Genomic DNA, 15,477 nt, shown 5'->3' on the forward strand with positions numbered 1-15,477 from the left:
GTCACAGGAACCTTTCCGGGGGAAGTGACGGTGGGGCTCACAGGCTCAGCTCCGGGTGCAGCCGGTCCAGCGTCCACACCTGGCGGCGGCGGGCCGCCACAGCGGTCAGCGCCAGGGCGCCCGCGGTGAACGCCGTCAGTACCACGCACGCGTGCCACACCGGTTCGAGTCCACCGCCGGTGATGAGCCGCCTGAGGGCCTCGACGACGTAGCTCATCGGAAGGAACGGGTGGAGCGCGTTGAAGAACCCGGGACTGGTCTGCACGGGGTACGTGCCGCCCGCCGAGGTCAGCTGGAGCATCAGCAGCGCGAGGACGAGGATCCGGCCCGCCGCCCCGAAGCGTGCGTTCAGCCACTGCACGATCGCCGCGAAGCACGCCGTCACCAGGAACAGGAAGCCCACCGTCCCGGCCGCCCGGACCATCTCCAGGCCGACCGCCCAGTGCAGCACCGACATCAGCGCCACCGTCTGCAGCACCCCGATCGCCACCACCGGCAGCCAGCCCGACAGCGCGATCCGCCACGCCGGGGCGCCCGCGGCCAGCGCCCGCCGGTTCATGGGCGCGATCAGCATGTACGCCACCATCGCACCCACCCACAGGGACAGCGGGATGAAGTACGGCGCGAACCCGGTGCCGTAGTTGGGCGCCTTGTGCAGGTCCTGGGAGGCGAGCCGCACGGGGTCAGCCATGACCTCGGTGCGCCGGTCACGGTCCTGCTCGTCGTAGTCGGGGATCTTCTCCGCCCCGTCGTGCAGGCCGCCGGCGAGCTTCCCGGAGCCGTCGACGAGCTTGAAGATGCCGCCGTTGAGGTCGTCCGCGCCCGTCTTGAGTTTGCCTACGCCCTTGTCCAAGCCGACGGCCCCGGTCTTGGCCGTGCCGATCCCCTTGTGCAGCTTCTTCGCGCCGGCGGCGACCTCGGCCGCACCGTCGTTCAGCGCGTTGATCTTCTTGACGGCGTCGGTGAGGTCCTCGGAGAGATGCGGTGCGCGGTTCGCGAGGGCCTGGGACTGCTTCTGGAGGGCGGCGAGGTTCTTGTCGAGCTTGTCGAGGTCGCCGTCCTGGTCCGCGATCAGCGTGTTGACGTCGTCCGCGATGGTGGTCACGTCGGCGGCCGCGTCCTTGGCCTTCTTCAGGTCGGAGCAGGCCGGGTCGGGCAGGACGGGATCGTCGCAGCGCCTGGCGTAGACGTCGTTCAGCGTGCCGGAGGCCGCCCGGGCGCCCTTGGCGGCGGTCGGGGCCGTCTTCACCAGGGTGTCCAGGTGCTTGCGGATCACCCCGGAGGAGTCGGCGACCAGCTGCGCGCTGTCCCCGATGGTCTTCTCGTTGCCCTTGAGGAAGGGGCCGACCTTGTCGGCGGTGCCGTTGACCCGGTCGGCGAGCTTCTGCGTGCCCTCCGCGACCCGTTTCGAGCCGTCCTCCAGGTCGCCCGCGCCCGTGTGGAGCTTCTTCAGGCCGGTGGCGAGCTTGCCACTGCCGCCCTTGGCCTTCTTCAGGCCGTCGGCGAGGTCCTTGGAGCCCTTCTCGGCCTTGCCGATACCGCCGTTGAGCTGATCGGCGCCCTTCGCCGCCTTCACGGTCTTGCCGTGGATGTCGGAGAACGACACGAAGATCTTGTCCAGGAAGGACCGGGAGGTCTTGGTGGACGCCGCCTGCCGTACCTCGCTGAAGACCGTGCGGGAGATCTGGCCGACGATGTAGTTGTTCGCGTCGTTCGTGCGCACCTGGAGAGCGCCGGTCTCCGGGGTGTTCCCGGAGCTGGAGGCGATCCGCTCGCTGAAGTCGGCGGGCAGGGTGAGCGACAGGTAGTAGCTGCCGTCCTCGACGCCCCTGCGGGCCTCGGAGGCGCTCACCTCCTGCCAGTCGAAGGTCTTGCTGTCGTGCAGGCCCTTCGTGATGTCGTCGCCCGCCGTGATCTTCTTCCCGCCGGCGGTCGCCCCCTTGTCGTCGTTCACGAGCGCGACCGGGATCCGGTCCAGACGGCCGTACGGGTCCCAGAACGACCACAGGTACAGCGCGCCGTACAGCAGCGGCAGCACCAGCAGCGCGACCAGCGCGGCGCGCGGCAGCTTCCCCCGCCCGAAGCGGCGCAACTCAAGCGCGGCCAGTCTCGACGATCGCATCGGCCTTCTCCTCTCCCTGGTCCGCCTCGTCCGGCTCGTCCGGGTGGCCCTGCTCGTCCGCCCGGTCCGCCCGGTCTGCCGGGTCCGGCTCGTCGGCCTTCTGGGCCTCGTCCGGCTGGTCGGCCTGGCCGGTCTGGTCCGCCTCGTCCGGCTGGTCCTGCTCGTCCGGCCGGTCGTCCCCGGCGGCCCGGTCGTCATGGCTCTGCGTGGTGGAGACCCTGACGGCACCCTCGGGAGCCTCGCCGAACACCGCCACGACCGTCGTCCCGGCGTCGGCCAGGGACCTGAGCAGTGCCCGGACCTCCTCCCGCTCACCGTCCGAGAGCTTGAGGTCGGCGTCGTCGACGCCGAGCAGTCGCGGCCCGCCGACGAGCGCGAGGGCGATCGACAGCCGCAGCGCCTCCAGGCGCTCCAGATCCCGTACGGCCGTGCGCGGGCCCTTGGGCAGGGCCTCCAGGTCGAGCCCGGCCGCCTCCAGCGCGGCGTCGACGCGCCGTTCGGCCTCGGCCGCCCGCTCGCCGCGGGGCCGCAGCAGTCCGCGCAGCGATGCGCCGAACCGCCGCTGGAGCAGCGCCCGTTCCCGCAGGTGCTCGCCGACGGTCAGTGCCGGGTCGAGGTCGTTGACCCCCGGGACGTGCGCCAGCGCGCTGATGCCGCGCACGGCCGCCATCTGCTTCGGCAGCCTGGCGTCGCCCACGGCGGCCGTCCCCTCCGAGACCTTCATCCGCCCCGTCAGCGCCAGCAACAGGCACGTCCGGCCGGACCCGGACGGGCCCTCGACCGCGACGAGCGCACCCGGCTCGGCGTCGACGGAGATCCCGCGGACCGCCCACCCCCGTGGCCCCTTGACCCCGAGGCCGTCGGCGGCGATCCGCACCCCTCCCGCCTGTTCCCCCACGTGTCTCCCCTGAACTCGCTGAATTTGAACTGACTGGTCAGTGCAAAAACTACTCCGAACCTACGAGCGAAGCAAAATTGCAGGTCAGAACGGATTGTCAGTGCCATACCTCACGATGGGTCACATACGGCACTCCGTGACCGGACGTGCCGTCAACCAGACGACAGGAGGTTCGTCATGGCCAGCTATCACGCAGCAGCCGCCCGTCGGCGCCGCGCCACCGGCCCTGCCCCCTCACTGACCGGCCCGGCGAGCGACGTGCACCCCGTGCTCCGCAGGGCCACGGCCCCGCCCGCCGCCCTCGATCTGCTCGCCCAGGCCCGCGCCAGCCTCGACGAGGCCACATCCCTTCAGACACCGAACGAGCGGTACTCGAGGGCCCACCTCGCCGCCCTGCGCACCGCCGCGGCGGTACTCGCCGCCCGGGGCCGCCCGGAGACCTCGCCCCGGGCCCGGGCCAAGATCCGGAGCGCCTGGGAAGTGCTCCCCGAAATCGCACCCGAACTGACCGAGTGGAGCGCGCTGTTCGCTGCCGGCGCCAGGCGCCGCGCCCGCGCCGAAGCCGGCATCCAGGGCGCGGCAACCGGCCGGGACGCAGACGACCTGATACGTGACGTGGCGATGTTCCTGCGCCTCGTCGAGCGGATGCTGGTCCTCCAGCCGGTCCTCCCACAGCCCCGCCCGGACCACGACCGGCCGGAGGACCCCGGCGGGGGGAGTGACATGCCGGACGCGGGTTGACCGAGCGGCGGCGGTACGGATCCGGCGGCCGTACGGATCCGGCGGCCGTACGGATCCGGTGGTGGTCCGGGTCCGGCAGTTGTCCGGGTTCGGTAGTGGTCCGGGTTCGGCAGTGGCGGGCGGCGTCCGTGCGGGACAAGGCGCCGCGCTGAAAAGACCGGGTCGTGGGCATCCCGGGACCGGGTCATCCGCACGCCGTGGCCCAGGCAATAGGGTGGGGGACGCCTGAAGTCTTCCCTCCCCGTGGCCGGGGCCGGGGGAGACGCCCCGTTCGCGCCGCCGTGCAAGAGGCGGTGCCGCGCCGAGGAGTCAACTGCCGTGTCGGACCCGATGCGCCCCCGCGCCTCACTCCGTACCGCCGTGGTCTGGGAGGTCCTCCAGGACGCCCTGGACCGCCGGGTCAAGGCCGCGGGTCGGGAGTCCCTGGACGTCCTCGACACCGGGGGCGGCAGCGGCAACTTCGCGGTGCCCGTCGCCCGTCTCGGCCACCGGGTCACCGTCGTCGACCCCAGCCCCAACGCCCTGTTCGCCCTGGAGCGCCGGGCCGCCGAAGCCGGCGTGGCCGACCGGGTCAAGGGCGTCCAGGGCGACGCCCACGGCCTCTTCGACGTGGCCGAGCGCGGTGGCTACGACGTGGTGCTGTGCCACGGCGTCCTGGAGTACGTGGACGACCCGGCCGAGGGCATCCGCAACGCGGTGGCGGCCCTGCGCCCGGAGGGCGTCCTCAGCCTGCTCGCCGCCGGACTGGGCGGCGCCGTGCTCTCCCGCGCCCTCGCCGGGCACTTCAAGGAGGCCCGGCAGGCGCTCGACGACCCGAACGGACGATGGGGCGCGGGTGACCCGGTACCGCGCCGCTTCACCACCGAGCAGCTCACGGGACTGGTCGAGGGAGCGGGCCTGCGCGTCGGTGCCGTGCACGGCGTCCGGGTCTTCGCCGACCTCGTGCCCGGCGTCCTCGTGGACACCGAGCCCGGAGCCGTGGAGGCGCTGCTGAAGCTGGAGGAGGCCGCAGCCGAGCTCCCCGCGTTCCACTCGGTGGCCACGCAGCTGCACGTCCTGGGTGAGACCGGTGGGGCCGCTGAGACAGGTGGGGCCGGTGGGACAGGCGAGACCGATGGGGCGGTCGAGACCTGAGCTCCCTCATGGGGCACCGCCGCTGATCAGCGCCTCGGCTGCGCATGGAGTACGCCACAGGCCACCCGAATGGGGGCGGCGCGCCGTATGATCGAGGGAGACCGTTCCGGCATGACGGGTCGGCCGCCGGGGAATGGAAGCCTCAGCGAGCCGGACTCCCATGGCGGGTTCCGGTTGGTCAATTGGCGCAGAGGGGCGGGTTTCACGGGGGCGATTCCCTGCCTATCCTGAAGGGACCCCCCGGGTCGCCCCGGCGACTGCACGATGAGGAGGACTCCGTGCCGCTCTCGGAGCACGAGCAGCGCATGCTCGAGCAAATGGAGCGAGCGCTGTATGCCGAAGATCCCAAGTTCGCGACAGCGCTTGAGGGAAGCGGGCTGCGCACGTACACCCGGCGACGGGTCTACCAGGCGGTCGCGGGCTTCCTCGTCGGTATCGCGCTCCTCATGGCTGGAATGGTCGCCAAGCAGGTCTGGCTCAGTGTCGTGGGCTTCCTCGTCATGCTGGGCTGTGCGGTGCTCGCCGTGACCGGCTGGCGCAAGGCCCCCAAGCCGGGTGAGCAGGCGTCCGGTGCCGCCGGACACCAGGCCCGCCCACAGGGTCGGCAGCGCCGCTCGGTGATGGACCGCATCGAGCAGCGCTGGCAGAAGCGCCGCGACGAACAGGGTGGCCATTAGCCTCCCGCGCAGCCTCTCCAGGACCACGTGAACACGTAGGTCAGGGGGTGACCACCGACCCGGTGGTCACCCCCTGACTGTTTGCGCGTGCGCCCTCACGCGACCGACAGATTCCGGCCGCGTCGAGGCCGACCGTTCCCGGCCGCGGCGAGACTTACCGCTCCCCGCCAAGGAGAGACCCACCGCTCCCCGCCACGGCGCGGGACCCACCGCTCCCCGCCACGGCGGGACCCACCGCTCCCGGCCACGGCGGGACCCACCGCTCCCGGCCGCGGAGAGACCGATGCGGCCTCGGACGCGACAAGGCCGGCCGGCGCATCGGCACCGGCCGGCCCGAGTGCGGCTGCCCTCAGTGCTGCCGCACCCTCAGCCCTGCTGCCCCGAGGCCTTCCGCCACGTCGGCCGCAGCGCCACGGCGCGCTCCCGGACCCTCGTCCACCAGGCCGACGCCGCCCACACCACACGCGCGGTGGAGCGGGGGGCCAGAAGCGCTCGGAGCCTGGCCGCCCGCCCGGCCGCCGCGCCGAGACCCGCTGTGGCACGGCGGACGTCGTCCGTGAGGCCCGCCACGGGACGCGGGTGCGGTGCGTACAGCACCTGCTCCACGGCGTTCGCCACCCGGTGCACCGAGGCCGCGGCCGTCGCGTCGAGATCGCCGAGGCGGACCATACGGGCGGCCGCCTTGCGCGGTGTCTGTGACTCGTCCGGCGTGATGCCGAAGTCCCACGCCGTGTCGGTCAGCTCCTGCCAGACGGCCAGGGTGTACGGCGCCGTGTCCGCCTCGCCGCGGCCGTGCGCCCCCAGCCGTGCCGACCGTGCCCGCAGCCGCCACAGCATCGGTGCCAGGGGGAGTGCGAGGACGGCGAGACCGGCCAGGGCCCACACCAGGAACGCGTACCACTTCGGGCCGTCGCCGTCCGTGGGCAGCGCCGCCTGCGGTGATTCGCTCGCGCAGCCGTCCAGCTTCTTCTGCTGCGGCGTGCAGCTCTCACTCGCCGAAGGCGCCGCGGAGGGCGCGGCCGACACCGACGGGGAGGGACGCGACGGGTCCGGCACCGAACTGCCGGGGTTGTCGGGCAGGGTGTACGACGGTATCGAGCCGCGGTTCGGAGTCGGCTCGAAGCGGGTCCACCCGACGCCCTCGAAGTACAGCTCGGGCCAGGCGTGCGCGTCCCGCAGCCCCACCGACACCGAGCCGTCCGCCTGCGGGGAACCGGGCGCGAAGCCCACCGCGACCCGGGCCGGTATGCCCAGGGAGCGGGCCATCGCCGCCATCGCGAAGGAGAAGTGCACGCAGAAGCCCTGCTTGTCCTTCAGGAAGCGGGCGATCGCCTGTGAGCCGCTGCCGACCTGCACCTGCGTGTCGTACTCGAAGCCGCCGGTCACGGCGAACCAGTCCTGGAGCTTGACTGCCTGGTCGTACGGGTTGGCCGCGCCCGCGGTGACCTTGCGGGCGGTGCGGGCCACCACCGACGGCAGTGAGTCGGGCAGCTTCGTGAAGTCGCGCTCGATGTCCCCGGGCGCCGGTCCCGCCGAGGCGAGCTGCTCCGCCGTCGGCTGCACGTCCAGGCTCGTGACCTGGTACGTCAGGCCGCGTGTGTTCTGCCCGTGGTCGCCGACCAGTGTCATGCCCTGCGGCTCGTACCGCCAGTTGCCGCTGATGCGCACGCGGCTCGGCGGATACGGCATGGGCAGCCAGTCCTGGGCGTACCAGCCGGCCGCCGTGATCGCGGTGTCGAACTCCGTGCGCTTGACGTCCGGGCTGAGGCCGACCGGGGCCGGGAAGGTGCCGTCGGGGACGGCGGTGATGGACCGCCGGGACGGCTTCCACGTGGTGCCGTCGAAGTCGTCCAGGGACACGATCCGCAGATAGAGGTCCGAGACATCCGCCGTCTTGGTCCGCACGGACAGGACCTGCTGGTCCTCGTCCGCGTTCAGGCTGTCCCGCAGCGACACCAGCGGGTTCACGGCGGAGATCGTGCCCCCGCCGCCGGATCCGCCGCCCGCGCCCGCTCCCACGGTGTCCAGCAGGCCGCCGTTCATCGCGGGCAGGCCGAGCGGCACCACCAGGGCTATGCCCAGGGCGACCACGCCGATGCGCCGGCCGGTGCGGACCGGGGCGAGCGCGCCGCTCGGCTCCCCGCCCGCCGTGCGCGGGGCACCGCCGAAGACCCGTCCCCACTGCGAGAGCCGGTCCCGCCCCTCGGCCAGCAGCAGCATCAGATAGCCGGCCGCCGCCACCAGGAACCACAGCCAGTCCGTGCCCCCGTCCGACAGCCCCGCCGCCACGGAGTACAGAGCGAGCAGGGGCAGCCCGGCCGGAGCGGCGCTGCGGAAGGTCACCGCGAGGGTGTCCACCAGCAGCCCGATGACCAGGACCCCGCCCAGGAGCATCAGCCGTATGCCGTCGGACTCCAGGGGCGCCGGGATCGCGTACCGCGCGATGTCGTCACCGCCCTGCTGGAGCAGGAGCGCGAAGCGGTCGAAGGCCTGCGGTCCCGGGATCAGCCCGGCCAGGGCCTGCTCACGGGCGAACACGAAGGTCAGCAGCATCACGGTGACCACGGCCTGCGCCGCCACCGTCAGCGGCCGGGCCAGTGGCACCCGGCGGGCAGCGGCGCCCACGCCCGACTGCAACGCCAGCAGGAAAGCCGCCTGCACGATCCAGGTGGCCGGCCGGACGAGGGGCAGCAGGGCGCACGCGGCCATCAGCGTGGCCGCCCAGGCGCCCAGCGTCAGTCGTACCCGGCCGCTCATCACGGTCCCTCCCCGCCGCTCGCGGCGACCACGCCCCTGCGCTCCCGGTCCGCCAGCCGCCACAGCTCGTCCATGGAGGCGCCCCGCGGCACGCGCAGGGCCGTCCACCCCGCCTCGCGCAGCATGCGCAGCCGGTCTCCGCTCCCGTCCAACGGGCCGGACACATCGCTCGGTTCCCGCACCCAGGTGTCGCTGTCCAGCACGAAGGCGACCGCCCCCGGGCTGCGCTGCCGCATCCGGCCCAGCACGGCCGCCTGCTCCTCGTCCAGGTCGCCGAGGAACGCCACCAGCAGCCCCTCGTTCCCGCCGCGCAGCACGTCGTAGGCCCGGGACAGGCCGGCGCCGTCGGAATGGTCGATCACCGCGAGGGTGTCCATCATCAGCCCGGCCGCGTCCGCCGACTCCTGGCTCGCGCCCGCGAAGCCGTCACCGCCCTCGCCGGGCACCGCGTTGCCGGTGTCCGTCAGCAGCCGTACCGAGTAGCCGCGTTCGAGCATGTGCACCAGGACCGAGGCGGCGCCCGACACGGCCCATTCGAAGGGCGAGTCCGGCCCCGCGCCCTGGTAGGCGATGCCGCGGGTGTCCAGCAGCACCGTGCAGCGGGCGCGTTGCGGCTGCTCCTCGCGGCGCACCATCAACTCGCCGTAGCGGGCGGTGGAACGCCAGTGCACGCGACGCAGGTCGTCGCCGTAGCGGTAGCCGCGCGGGATGACGTCGTCCTCGCCGGCCAGCGCGAGCGAACGCTGCCGCCCGTCGCCGTACCCCTTCGCCTCGCCGCCCAGGCGCACCGGCGCCAGCGGCTCCACGCGCGGGATGACCGTGAGGGTGTCGTACGTCGAGAAGGACCGGGTCAGCTCGCACATGCCGAACGGGTCGGTCAGGCGCAGCTGGAGAGGCCCCAGCGGGTAGCGCCCGCGCAGATCGGAGCGCACCCGGTAGGACACCTCGCGCCGGCCGCCCGCCTCCACCCGGTCGAGCACGAAGCGGGGCCGCGGACCGAGCACGTACGGCACCTTGTCCTGAAGCATCAGCAGGCCCGTGGGCAGCCGCGAGACGTTGTCCATCCGCAGATGGACCCGGGCCTCGCTGCCCGCGGGCACGCGTGAGGGGGAGAGCCGGCGGCTGCCCGCGACCCGGTAGCGGGTGCGGTAGAGCACCGCCGCGCACACCAGCGGCAGCACCGCCAGCAGCAGGCCCACGCGCAGCAGGTCGCTCTGGCCGAGTACGTAACTGCAGATCGCGGCCGCGACGCCGGCGGCCAGGAAGGAACGTCCGCGGGTGGTCAGACCGGCCAGAGCGGTGCGGACGCCGCCCTTCTCGCCCCGGTCGGCTTCCGGCCCGCCCGCCCCCGCGGTGGTCATCACAGCCTCCGCGGCGGCTGCTGGGGATACACCGGAGCCGTACGGCCCGGGCCGCCGAAGCCGCTCTGCTGCTGCGGCCCGGCCGGCACCGGGGTGCGCTGCAGGATCTCCTCGACGACCTGCTCGGCGGTGCGCCGGTTGAGCTGGGCCTGGGCGGTGGGCAGCAGGCGGTGGGCCAGGACGGCGACGGCGAGGGCCTGCACGTCGTCCGGCAGCGCGTACTCCCGGCCGCTGAGGGCCGCGGACGCCTTCGCCGCGCGCAGCAGGTGCAGCGTCGCGCGCGGGGAGGCGCCGAGTCTCAGGTCGGGGTGCGTGCGTGTGGCGCCGACCAGGTCGACGGCGTAGCGCCGGACCGGCTCGGCGACGTGCACCCCGCGCACCGCCTCGATGAGCTTGAGGATCTCGTCCGCGTGGGCCACGGGCTGGAGGTCCTGCAGCGGCGAGACGCCGCCGTGCACGTCCAGCATCTGTAGCTCGGCCTCCGCGCTCGGGTAGCCGACCGAGACCCGGGCCATGAAGCGGTCGCGCTGGGCCTCCGGCAGCGGGTAGGTGCCCTCCATCTCGACCGGGTTCTGCGTCGCCACCACCATGAAGGGGCTGGGCAGCTCGTAGGTCTTGCCGTCGATGGTGACCTGGCGCTCCTCCATCGACTCCAGGAGCGCGGACTGCGTCTTGGGGGAGGCGCGGTTGATCTCGTCGCCGATCACCACCTGCGCGAAGATCGCGCCCGGCTTGAACTCGAAGTCACGGCGCTGCTGGTCCCAGATGGACACACCGGTGATGTCCGACGGCAGCAGGTCGGGCGTGAACTGGATGCGCCGCACCGAGCAGTCGATGGACCGCGCCAGCGCCTTGGCCAGCATCGTCTTGCCGACACCCGGGACGTCCTCGATCAGCAGATGTCCCTCGGCGAGCAGCACGGTCAGCGAGAGCCGTACGACCTCGGGCTTGCCCTCGATCACGCTTTCCACCGACTGCCGCACGCGCTCCACCACGGCGGTCAGATCGTCCCCCACCCGCGAGAAATCCCGGGTTGGGGGACCCCCATGGCTCGCTCGATCGTCATAGGTCGTCACCCGGCGCTCCTCGGCCTTTCCCGTGCCCTCAGGAAGCACGGAATACCCCATTTTCCCGGGCCGACGCCGCACGACGCGGACCGGCCCACCCCGAACCACGGACACCACGCGTGAAAGGTTCCGCGTGACGCCACTCCCGCATTCTTGCTGCCGTTACCGTTTCGTGTCACTCGACTGTGGACAACTGGCCGCGATATGTCGTTCTTGCGGCCATTCGAACGCGTGACTGACAGGATTTCGACAGCTGCGGCGGGTGGTGGGCCGGGGTGGTCGCGTCCCGCCGCGCAGGTCAGGAGGCCGGGTCGACCTCGCGCAACAGGCCGGTCCGCACGTCGTAGACGAATCCGCGCACGTCGTCGGTGTGCGGCAGGAAGGGCGAGGTGCGCACCCGCTGCATGGACTGCCGCACGTCCTGCTCGGCGTCCTGGAAGGACTCCACCGCCCATGACGGGCGCTGTCCGACCTCGGCCTCCAGGTCGCCGCGGAAGTCCTCGGTGAGGGTCTCCATGCCGCAGCCGGTGTGGTGGACGAGGACCACGCTGCGCGTGCCCAGCTTGCGCTGGCTGATGGTGAGGGAGCGGATCACGTCGTCGGTGACCACGCCGCCCGCGTTGCGGATGGTGTGGCAGTCGCCGAGCTCCAGGCCCAGCGCGCCGAGCGGGTCGAGACGGGCGTCCATGCAGGCCACGACGGCCACGTGCAGGGCCGGCGCGCCGTCCAGCCCGGCGTGCCCGAAGGTTTCGGCGTACCGGGCGTTCGCCTGGACGATACGGTCGGTGACCGTGCCTTCGGCCGCTATGGCGCTCTCCGAACCCGTGGGTACCGATGCAGAAGTCGTCATAGGCATGACGTTACTGGTCACACCCGGTCCAGGCCTCCTGTGGAAGTGGACAAAGAATGCCGCCGAGGGGTGGTTGTGAGGTACCCCACAAGGGTGGTGTCCTGGTCGGCGTGCGAACGGCGGCGACGCGCAGGCCGGTTGATTGACCGGGCGACACCGTGGACTAAAGTGACGCGAAGCGGGAGGCGAGACTCTCCCCGCTGGACTGAATTCTTCGGAGACCCCGGCGACGACCGGAGATCTCCCCGCGTGCGCGGCGCGTACGTACGGCTCGGCCTTCTCCCGCTCCCGGTCGGCTGACGCTTCCGGCGCCGGCAGGCCTCATGTCCACGAGCGGGCGGGGACCCGGCGGTGCGTACGGCCGTGCCGGATCTGAGAGGGCCCAGGACAAATGGGGCGCGAAGCGCATTCGATGAAGGGTGGTGGGCGACGGGAGGGAGAGAGTCGACACGTCCCGGTGATGCTCCAGCGGTGCCTGGATCTGCTGGCACCCGCCCTGGAGGGCCCGGACGCCGTGGTCGTCGACTGCACCCTCGGCCTCGGCGGCCACAGCGAGGCGCTGCTCGCGCGATTCCCCGGCACCCGGCTCGTCGCCCTCGACCGGGACAAGGAGGCCCTGCGCCTGTCCGGCGAGCGCCTCGCCCCCTACGGCGAGCGCGCCACCCTCGTCCACGCCGTCTACGACGAGCTCCCCGAGGTGCTCGACAGGCTCGGCATCGCGCGCGCGCAGGGCGTCCTGTTCGACCTGGGCGTCTCCTCCATGCAGCTCGACGAGGCCGACCGCGGCTTCGCCTACGCCCAGGACGCCCCCCTCGACATGCGCATGGACCAGACGACCGGCGTCAGCGCCGCCGAGGTCCTCAACACCTACCCGCCGGGCGAACTCGTGCGCATCCTGCGGGCCTACGGCGAGGAGAAGCAGGCCAAGCGGATCGTGAGCGCGATCGTGCGGGAGCGGGAGAAGGAGCCGTTCAGCAACAGCGCGCGGCTCGTCGAACTGATCCGCGACGCTCTGCCGCAGGCCGCCAAGCGCACCGGCGGCAACCCGGCCAAGCGCACCTTCCAGGCCCTGCGCATCGAGGTCAACGGCGAGCTCTCCGTACTGGAACGCGCGATCCCCGCCGCCGTGAAGGCGCTCGACGTGGGCGGGCGGATCGCCGTGCTGTCGTACCACTCGCTGGAGGACCGGCTGGTCAAGCAGGTCTTCGCGGCGGGCGCCGCCACCACCGCGCCGCCCGGGCTGCCCGTCGTCCCCGAGCGCTACCAGCCGCGGCTCAAGCTGCTCACCCGCGGTGCCGAACTCCCCACCGAAGAGGAGATCGCCGAGAACCGGCGGGCGGCACCGGCGCGACTGCGCGGGGCCCAGCGCATCAGGGAGGACGTCGAGTGAGGCGTGTGCAGGCCGGACCGAGGGAGCGTGCGTGAGCGGCAAACCCGAACTCAAGGGGAGGGCGGCCCGACTCGCGCGGCTCCTCCCGACCGGCCCCGGGCAGGCGGCCCGCACCCCGTTCGTCCTGCTGGTCGTCCTCCTCCTCGGCGGCGGTCTCATCTGCCTCCTGGTGCTGAACTCGGCCCTCAGCGAGGGCGCGTTCCAACTCGACGACCTCCAGCGCGGGACCAAGAACCTCACCGACGAGGAGCAGGCCCTCCAGCGGGACATCGACGCCTACTCCGCCCCCGACGCCCTGCAGCGCCGCGCCCGCGAGCTCGGCATGGTGCCCGGCGGCGACCCGGCCTTCCTCGACCCCGACGGCACCGTCAAGGGCGTCCCCAGCGCCGCTCCCGGCGTCCGGCTGCCCGCCGCGCACACCCCTATGGTCCTCGCCCCGGAGGCCATGCCCAACGGCCTCGCCCCGACCCCCGGCAGGTGACGGAAGTGTCCGACAGGCAACCGCCGCGCCGCCGCGTGCCCGGCCCCGCAAGGCCCGCCCGCCCCGACGCCCGGCGCCGCCCCGCCCCCGGTGCCCGTCCGGCCCGGCGCCCGGGACAGAGTCGCCCGGCGGCGACCAAGCCGCTGCGGCTGGGCAGCCCCCGCCCCCGCCTGCGGCTGGTGGGGCTCGCGCTGACCCTGGTCCTGGCCGCCTTCGTCGTACGGCTGTTCCAGGTGCAGGCCGTCGACGCGAGCACGTACGCGGCCAAGGCCGAGCAGAACCGGTATGTCGGGCAGGTGCTCGCCGCGGACCGGGGCGAGATCACCGACCGGTCCGGTGTGGCCCTCGCGACCAGCGAGGACGCCTACGACATCACCGCCGACCCCACGATGTTCGCCCCCGGCATGCTGAAGATCGCGGACGGGCCCGAGCAGGCGGCCGCACTCCTCGCCCCCATCCTCGGTCAGGAGCAGGAGGACCTGGTCGAGAAGCTGCGGCCGAAGAACCCCGCCCTGCGCTACGTCAAGCTGGCCTCCCGCCAGACCCCGCAGGTCTGGAAGCAGATCAAGGACCTCAAGTCGGCACTCGCCAAGAAGGCCGAGACCGACAAGTCCACGCCCAACGTCCTGTCCGGCGTCTTCTCCGTCGCCACCAGCAAGCGCGTGTACCCCGGCGGCGATCTGGCCGCAGGGATACTGGGCTGGGTCAACGGCGAGGGCAAGCCCGGCGGCGGCATCGAACTGCAGCTGAACAAGCAGCTCGCCGGCAAGGACGGCAAGATCCGCTACGCCCAGTCCGGCGGCCGTCTCGTGCCCACCGCGGGCTCCACCGAGACACCCGCCGTCCCCGGCAGCGACGTCGAGCTCACCATCGACCGCGACATCCAGTGGGCCGCCCAGAACGCCATCAGCGACCAGGTGAAGGAGTCCGCGGCCGACCGCGGCTACGTCATCGTCCAGGACACCCGCACCGGGCAGGTCCTGGCCATGGCCAACTCGCCCGGCTTCGACCCGAACGACCTGTCCGACGCCGACCCGGCCGCCCTCGGCAACGCCGCCGTCCAGGACGCCTTCGAGCCCGGCTCCACCGCCAAGGTCATGTCGATGGCGGCCGTCCTCCAGCAGAACGTCGCCACACCGGGGACCCACGTGGTCGTGCCCAACCGGCTGCACCGCGGCGACCGGCTCTTCAAGGACGACATCGACCACCCGACCTGGTACCTCACGCTCAACGGCGTCCTCGCCAAGTCCAGCAACATCGGCACCATCCTCGCCACCGGACAGCTCGGAAAGACCCAGGCCCAGGCCAACAAGGTCCTCTACGACTACCTGCGCAGGTTCGGCCTCGGCAGCTACACCGGGCTCGGCTTCCCCGGCGAGACCAAGGGCATCCTCGCCCCGCCCGACAAGTGGTCGACCTCGCAGCAGTACACGATCCCTTTCGGCCAGGGCGTCTCCATCAACGCCATGCAGGCGGCCTCCGTGTACTCGACCATCGCCAACGGCGGCGTCCGCATCCAGCCGACCCTCGTACGCGGCACCAGGGGCCCCGACGGCCAGTTCACGCCCGCCCCGAAACCCGAGAGGAACCGGGTCGTCAGCGAGGCAACGGCGAAAACCCTCGCCCACATGCTGGAGTCCGTCGTGGACGACGAGGAGGGCACCGGCACCAAGGCGCGCATCCCCGGCTATCGCGTCGCGGGCAAGACGGGCACGGCCAACCGCGTGGATCCGGCCACCGGCAAGTACCACGGCTACACCTCGTCGTTCGCCGGGTTCGCGCCCGCCGACAAGCCCCGTATCACCGTCTACTGCGCCATCCAGAACGCCACCCAGGGCAGCTACTTCGGCGGGCAGATCTGCGGACCCGTGTACAAGAAGGTCATGGAGTTCGCACTGAAGTCCCTCCAGGTCCCGCCGACCGGCGCCAAGGCCGCGAAACTGCCCGTCTCCTTCAAGCAGTGATCAGGGCCGACCCGCCCTGATCAGCACTCAGCCCC

The 15,477-nt window shown here is 72.4% G+C and carries 12 protein-coding genes; 6 read left to right on the forward strand and 6 right to left on the reverse strand.

All coding sequences use genetic code 11. The annotated features are described in order from the left end of the window. Positions 1 to 37: 37 nt before the first annotated feature. A complete protein-coding gene (locus FDO69_RS09620; protein ID WP_104779338.1) occupies positions 38 to 2,122 on the reverse strand; it encodes a YhgE/Pip family protein in 2,085 nt (694 codons plus the stop codon). Continuing rightward, complete coding sequence (locus tag FDO69_RS09625; protein ID WP_234387885.1) at positions 2,094 to 3,020, reverse strand: ATP-binding cassette domain-containing protein; 927 nt, start codon at positions 3,018 to 3,020, stop codon at positions 2,094 to 2,096. The genes FDO69_RS09620 and FDO69_RS09625 overlap by 29 nt, the downstream gene beginning before the upstream one ends. A 177-nt stretch (positions 3,021 to 3,197) precedes the next feature. On the opposite strand from FDO69_RS09625, the gene FDO69_RS09630 reads away from it, so the two are divergent. The 3 genes from FDO69_RS09630 (at position 3,198) to FDO69_RS09640 (ending at position 5,572) form a co-directional block, all read left to right on the forward strand. After that, positions 3,198 to 3,761, forward strand: a complete 564-nt coding sequence (locus tag FDO69_RS09630) for an SAV_6107 family HEPN domain-containing protein (RefSeq protein WP_104779340.1) — start codon at positions 3,198 to 3,200, stop codon at positions 3,759 to 3,761. Between the two features lie 318 nt (positions 3,762 to 4,079). Next, entirely contained in the window at positions 4,080 to 4,895 is an 816-nt protein-coding gene (locus FDO69_RS09635) for a methyltransferase (RefSeq protein ID WP_104779341.1), read from the forward strand. A gap of 278 nt (positions 4,896 to 5,173) precedes the next feature. Then, complete coding sequence (locus FDO69_RS09640; RefSeq protein WP_104779342.1) at positions 5,174 to 5,572, forward strand: DUF3040 domain-containing protein; 399 nt, start codon at positions 5,174 to 5,176, stop codon at positions 5,570 to 5,572. 366 nt (positions 5,573 to 5,938) lie between these two features. Here the strand turns inward: FDO69_RS09640 and FDO69_RS09645 are convergent, their stop codons facing one another. The 4 genes from FDO69_RS09645 to FDO69_RS09660 form a co-directional block, all read right to left on the reverse strand. Continuing rightward, positions 5,939 to 8,329, reverse strand: coding sequence for a transglutaminase TgpA family protein (locus FDO69_RS09645; RefSeq protein WP_167526559.1), 2,391 nt, complete (start codon positions 8,327 to 8,329; stop codon positions 5,939 to 5,941). Beyond that, positions 8,329 to 9,690 carry a DUF58 domain-containing protein gene (locus FDO69_RS09650; protein ID WP_104779344.1) on the reverse strand — a complete coding sequence of 454 codons (1,362 nt, stop codon included), beginning with the start codon at positions 9,688 to 9,690 and terminating at the stop codon, positions 8,329 to 8,331. The genes FDO69_RS09645 and FDO69_RS09650 overlap by 1 nt, the downstream gene beginning before the upstream one ends. Then, positions 9,690 to 10,766, reverse strand: coding sequence for an AAA family ATPase (locus tag FDO69_RS09655; protein WP_389829444.1), 1,077 nt, complete (start codon positions 10,764 to 10,766; stop codon positions 9,690 to 9,692). The genes FDO69_RS09650 and FDO69_RS09655 overlap by 1 nt, the downstream gene beginning before the upstream one ends. A 289-nt stretch (positions 10,767 to 11,055) precedes the next feature. Then, positions 11,056 to 11,607, reverse strand: a complete 552-nt coding sequence (locus FDO69_RS09660) for a beta-class carbonic anhydrase (RefSeq protein WP_104779346.1) — start codon at positions 11,605 to 11,607, stop codon at positions 11,056 to 11,058. A gap of 412 nt (positions 11,608 to 12,019) precedes the next feature. Here FDO69_RS09660 and rsmH point away from each other — a divergent pair, with 412 nt between their 5' ends. Genes rsmH through FDO69_RS09675 form a run of 3 tightly spaced genes read left to right on the forward strand, consistent with a single transcriptional unit; the run spans position 12,020 to position 15,442 of the window. Beyond that, positions 12,020 to 12,997 (forward strand): 16S rRNA (cytosine(1402)-N(4))-methyltransferase RsmH, encoded by a 978-nt coding sequence (rsmH, locus tag FDO69_RS09665; RefSeq protein WP_104779347.1) that lies wholly within the window; start codon positions 12,020 to 12,022, stop codon positions 12,995 to 12,997. A gap of 31 nt (positions 12,998 to 13,028) precedes the next feature. Beyond that, positions 13,029 to 13,478 (forward strand): cell division protein FtsL, encoded by a 450-nt coding sequence (ftsL, locus tag FDO69_RS09670; RefSeq protein WP_104779348.1) that lies wholly within the window; start codon positions 13,029 to 13,031, stop codon positions 13,476 to 13,478. Between the two features lie 5 nt (positions 13,479 to 13,483). Further along, complete coding sequence (locus FDO69_RS09675) at positions 13,484 to 15,442, forward strand: peptidoglycan D,D-transpeptidase FtsI family protein (protein ID WP_276616046.1); 1,959 nt, start codon at positions 13,484 to 13,486, stop codon at positions 15,440 to 15,442. The last annotated feature ends 35 nt before the right edge of the window (positions 15,443 to 15,477 follow it).

The sequence above is a fragment of the Streptomyces tibetensis genome, assembly GCF_007655005.1.
GTDB lineage: Bacteria > Actinomycetota > Actinomycetes > Streptomycetales > Streptomycetaceae > Streptomyces > Streptomyces tibetensis.

Bases quoted from the DNA above. Each gene is read 5' to 3' on its own strand.
- FDO69_RS09620 (WP_104779338.1), bottom strand. From the start codon at position 2,122: ATGCGATCGTCGAGACTGGCCGCGCTTGAGTTGCGCCGCTTCGGGCGG.
- FDO69_RS09630 (WP_104779340.1), top strand. From the start codon at position 3,198: ATGGCCAGCTATCACGCAGCAGCCGCCCGTCGGCGCCGCGCCACCGGC.
- FDO69_RS09645 (WP_167526559.1), bottom strand. From the start codon at position 8,329: ATGAGCGGCCGGGTACGACTGACGCTGGGCGCCTGGGCGGCCACGCTG.
- FDO69_RS09650 (WP_104779344.1), bottom strand. From the start codon at position 9,690: ATGACCACCGCGGGGGCGGGCGGGCCGGAAGCCGACCGGGGCGAGAAG.
- FDO69_RS09660 (WP_104779346.1), bottom strand. From the start codon at position 11,607: ATGACGACTTCTGCATCGGTACCCACGGGTTCGGAGAGCGCCATAGCG.
- rsmH (WP_104779347.1), top strand. From the start codon at position 12,020: ATGAAGGGTGGTGGGCGACGGGAGGGAGAGAGTCGACACGTCCCGGTG.